General features: G+C 60.6%; 5 protein-coding genes. 4 read left to right on the top strand and 1 reads right to left on the bottom strand.

The features are described from left to right. Positions 1-717 (top strand): PhzF family phenazine biosynthesis protein (locus WBF74_RS07975; RefSeq protein WP_424437808.1); only part of this gene is annotated, 717 nt, incomplete at its 5' end. Between the two features lie 25 nt (positions 718-742). Next, the gene (locus WBF74_RS07970) at positions 743-1336 is read left to right on the top strand and encodes a LysE family translocator (RefSeq protein ID WP_424437805.1); all 594 of its coding nucleotides are present in this window, start codon (positions 743-745) and stop codon (positions 1334-1336) included. Here WBF74_RS07970 and WBF74_RS07965 read toward each other — a convergent pair. Further along, positions 1275-2225 carry a DMT family transporter gene (locus tag WBF74_RS07965; protein WP_424437802.1) on the bottom strand — a complete coding sequence of 317 codons (951 nt, stop codon included), beginning with the start codon at positions 2223-2225 and terminating at the stop codon, positions 1275-1277. The two genes, WBF74_RS07970 and WBF74_RS07965, sit on opposite strands and share 62 nt — an antisense overlap. Positions 2226-2431: 206 nt before the next feature. Here WBF74_RS07965 and WBF74_RS07960 point away from each other — a divergent pair, with 206 nt between their 5' ends. Together WBF74_RS07960 and WBF74_RS07955 are read left to right on the top strand one after the other, a co-directional pair. After that, positions 2432-3595, top strand: coding sequence for a phosphoserine transaminase (locus tag WBF74_RS07960; RefSeq protein ID WP_424437799.1), 1164 nt, complete (start codon positions 2432-2434; stop codon positions 3593-3595). A gap of 137 nt (positions 3596-3732) precedes the next feature. Further along, the coding region (locus WBF74_RS07955) for a hydroxyacid dehydrogenase (RefSeq protein ID WP_424437796.1) at positions 3733-4416 on the top strand (684 nt) is incomplete at its 3' end.

Here is a 4416-nt window from a genome sequence, read left to right as displayed (position 1 = left end):
CTCCCGGAGTGGCCCGCCGATGCGCTGATGCAGGCGATTGCGGCGGAAAACAATCTGGCGGAAACGGCCTTCTTTGTGCCTGAGGGGGAGGGTTACAGGCTGCGCTGGTTCACGCCTGCGGTGGAGGTGGACCTTTGCGGCCATGCGACGCTGGCGACGGCCCATGTGCTCTTTTCCCATCTCGGCCATGCAAAGCCCGACATCCGCTTCGAGACGCGGAGCGGCACGCTCATTGTTCGCCGGGAGGGTGATCTTCTGGCGATGGATTTTCCGGCGGCAAAGCCGAAGCCCTATCCGGCACCGAGCGAGATTGCGGCGGCGCTGGGCGGGAATGCCCGTGTCTGGGTCAAGACCGGCCATCTCATGGCGGTATTTGACACGGCGGAGGAAGTGGCTGCGCTGGCACCCGATTTTCCAGCCCTTCGGCGGCTGCTGACACCGCTCAATGCGGGGCTGATTGCGAGTGCGCCGGGGGCGGACGGGATCGACTTCGTGTCGCGCTTTTTCGCGCCGGTTCACGGGATTGACGAAGATCCGGTCACCGGCTCGGCGCATTGCACCAGCGTGCCTTACTGGTCGATGAAACTCGGCAAGAGCGATCTCGTCGCGCGGCAAATCTCGGCGCGGGGCGGCACGCTTTATTGCACGAATATGGGTGAGCGCGTCATTCTGCGCGGGCGCTGTGCCGACTACATGAAGGCCGAAATTTCCTTCTGATCCAAACTGTCATCTGGTCTCTCTCATGCCTATCGAGGCTTTCTTTCTCGGCGCGCTTTTTATTGCGACGATGAGTTTCACGCCGGGTCCGGCAAATCTCAGCCTGCTTTCCGTTGGTGCGTCGCTCGGTCTTTCGCGCGCCATGCCCTATGTGCTTGGCATCTGGGCGGGCGGGCTGTTCGTCATCATCTCGGGCGCGCTGGGGCTCGGTGCGCTGTTTCTCGCATGGCCCGACCTTTTCCTCGCGATGAAACTTTTCGGCTTTGCCTATATCTGCTGGCTCGCGTGGAAGCTTGCGCGGGCGGGCTTTGGTGCATCGGCCTATACGCGCCCGCCTTCCTTCTGGGCGGGCTTTGCGCTTCACCCGGTCAATCCCAAGGCCTATGTGCAGAATATGATGGTCTTTTCGGCCTTCATCGTGCCCGGCTATTCCTATGAGGTGCAGGCAACGCTTCTTGTGCTGGCAAGCCTTGTTGCCATGGTGGTGGCAACGGTGCTTTGGGGGCTTGGCGGCGATGCGATCCGCCGCTTTGTGAGCGACCTTCGTACCATGCGCTTCATCGCTGTCGGGGCGGCAGTGCTGATGGTGGTGAGTGTCGCGGCGGCGTTTCTTTTCTGATCAGGTTGAGCCAGCCCTCGCTTGCCGCAATACCGGCGAGGATGAGGGCGAGGCCGCCCAGTACGCGAAGCTTCAATTCCTCGCCAAAGATCAGATAACCCGCTATCGCCGCAAAGACAGGCACGAGATAATTGGTGAGCGAAACAAATGTCGCGCCCGCCATGTCGATCAGCCGGAAGAAGATGATCGCGGCAAGGCCGGTCGAGAACAGGCCGAGCCCTGCAAGGCCAAGAAGCGCTGTCGTGCTTGCATCGGCAAGCGAGGAAGGCGGGGTGAGTGCGCTCGCAGCGACAAGTCCGGCGAGGGCGCCTGCAAGCATGACGCCGGAGGATTTCACGAGAAGCGGCATTTCCGGTGCGCGGCGTGCAAGAACATTGTTGGCGGCGAAGAAACAGGCACCGGCAAGAACGGCGAGTTGTCCGAGCAATCTTTCGCCGCCGACAGACAAATCTTTCAAGGCGGCCGGACCGAGCACGATCAGCAGTCCCGCAAAGCCGATGAGAAAGCCGAGCGCGCGGCGCGGCGTGATGCGTTCTTCTTCCAGAAAGAAATGGGCAATGGCGAGCGTCACGATGGGAGTGAAGCCGACAAGAATGCCCGCAAGGGCAGATGAGACATGTTGCTGCCCCCAGCCGATGGCGAAGAAGGGTGCGATATTGCCGACAAGCGCCAGAAGGGCGAACCAGCTCCAGGCTTTCATGTCGCGCGGGAGAGAATCACGAAAGAGCAGGGTGAGGGGCAGAAGGAGCAGGGCGGCTGCGATGAGACGGCCTGCCATGGTCCATTCGGGCGCGATGCTTTCCACCGCGATCTTGGCAAAAGCAAAGGCCGAGCCCCAAAGGGCGACCAGCAGAAGCAGCAGAAACCAGCGGGTGGAAGGAAAGGGCAAGGGCAAATCCCTGAACAAAAAGAGGGGCTTGTCATCCGGCATGGAACAAGGCCCCCTCCATCCAATGTTGCAGGGGGCTACGGGTTCCGCGCTTGCGCGATTTTCCGCCGCAGGGATGCCATTTGACTTGGCTCTGGGAGAGGCATATACGCGGCTCCGGGACACCCCTCCCCAACGAGGGGCAGCTATCTGTGAGGATAGGTTACATGACCGCCAATGAGCGTCCGGCTGTGCGTCCGGCTAATCCGCACTTCTCTTCCGGCCCCTGCGCGAAGCGTCCGGGCTGGTCCGTCAAAAATCTTGAAAATGCCCTTGTGGGCCGCAGCCATCGGTCGAAACCCGGCAAGGCCCGCCTTGTCGAAGCCATCGACAAGACGCGCGCGGTTCTGGGCGTTCCTGCGGATTATCGCATCGGCATCGTGCCGGCTTCTGATACGGGCGCTGTCGAAATGGCGCTCTGGTCGCTGCTCGGCGCGCGCGGCGTGGACATGCTCACCTGGGAAAGCTTTGGTGATGGCTGGGTCACGGATGTCGTGAAGCAGTTGAAGCTCAAGGATGTGCGCACGCTGAAAGCCGGTTACGGCGCACTCCCCGATCTCGCTGAGGTGAATTTCGACAATGATGTCGTCTTCACCTGGAATGGCACGACCTCCGGTGTGCGTGTGCCGAATGGTGACTGGATTGCGGATGACCGCAAGGGCCTCACCATTTGCGACGCAACCTCTGCCGCTTTCGCGCAGGACCTCGCCTGGCCGAAGCTCGACGTTGTCACCTTCTCCTGGCAGAAGGTTCTCGGCGGTGAGGCGGCGCATGGCGTACTCATCCTGAGCCCCCGCGCTGTGGAGCGGCTCGAAAGCTACACACCTGCCTGGCCGATGCCGAAGATCTTCCGCATGACGAAGGGCGGAAAGCTTATTGAGGGCATCTTTAAGGGCGAGACGATCAACACGCCGTCCATGATCTGCGTTGAGGATTATCTTGATGCGCTGAACTGGGCGACTTCGATTGGCGGTCTCAAATCCCTCATCGCGCGGGCGGATGCCAATTCGGCTGTCATCGCCGAATGGGTGGACCGCACGGCATGGGTCGATTTCCTCGCCGAGAAGGTCGAGACACGTTCCAATACATCTGTCTGCCTCAAGATTGTCGATGAGCGTGTGACCTCGCTTGACGAAGAGGCGCAGGTCGCCTTTGCGAAGAAGATCGCTGATCTTCTCGACAAGGAAGGCGTCGCCAATGACATTGCAGGCTATCGCGATGCACCCGCGGGTCTGCGCATCTGGGCAGGTGCCACTGTCGAGACGAGTGACATGCGCGCGCTGATGCCCTGGCTCGACTGGGCTTTTGCGGAAGCTGTCGCTTCGCTCTGATCCTTTTCACGAACTCTCGCTGCCTCTCCCCGAACGGGAGAGGCAGTTTTCAAGACCTTTTCCGTTCCGAAGAGATGATCCCCGAAAAGGCCCTATGCCCGGCGTGATTTCCCGGAGCGACATTCAAGGAGGCTTCCATGCCCAAGGTTCTGATTTCCGACAAGCTTTCCCCCGCTGCCGTTCAGATCTTCAAGGATCGCGGCATTGAGGTGGATGTGAAGACCGGCCTCGACCGGGACGAACTCATCAAGATCATCGGCGACTATGATGGTCTCGCCATTCGCTCGAACACCAAGGTGACGGCGCCCGTGCTCGCGGCTGCCAAGAAGCTCAAGGTTGTGGGCCGTGCCGGTATCGGCGTGGACAATGTCGATCTTCCCGCCGCCACTGCAGCGGGCGTGATCGTGATGAACACGCCTTTCGGCAACTCCATCACCACGGCAGAACATGCCATTGCCATGATGCTTTCGCTCGCGCGCGATATTCCGCAGGCGAACACTTCCACCCATGCGGGTAAATGGGAAAAGTCGAAATTCATGGGCGTTGAAGTCACCGGCAAGGTGCTCGGCGTCATCGGGTGCGGCAATATCGGTTCGATTGTCGTGGACCGTGCGCTTGGTCTTCGCATGAAGGTCGTGGCCTTCGATCCCTTCCTCACACCGGAGCGCGCGCAGGATCTCGGTGCGGAGAAGGTGGAGCTGGACGAGCTTCTGGCGCGTGCCGATTTCATCACGCTGCACACCCCGCTTACCGACAAGACGCGCAATATCCTGAATGCGGAAAGCCTTGCGAAGTGCAAGAAGGGCGTTCGCATCATCAAC

This window comes from Parvibaculum sp. (assembly GCF_049672805.1).
Lineage (GTDB): Bacteria > Pseudomonadota > Alphaproteobacteria > Parvibaculales > Parvibaculaceae > Parvibaculum.
This window is presented reverse-complemented; position numbering and strand designations above follow the sequence as displayed.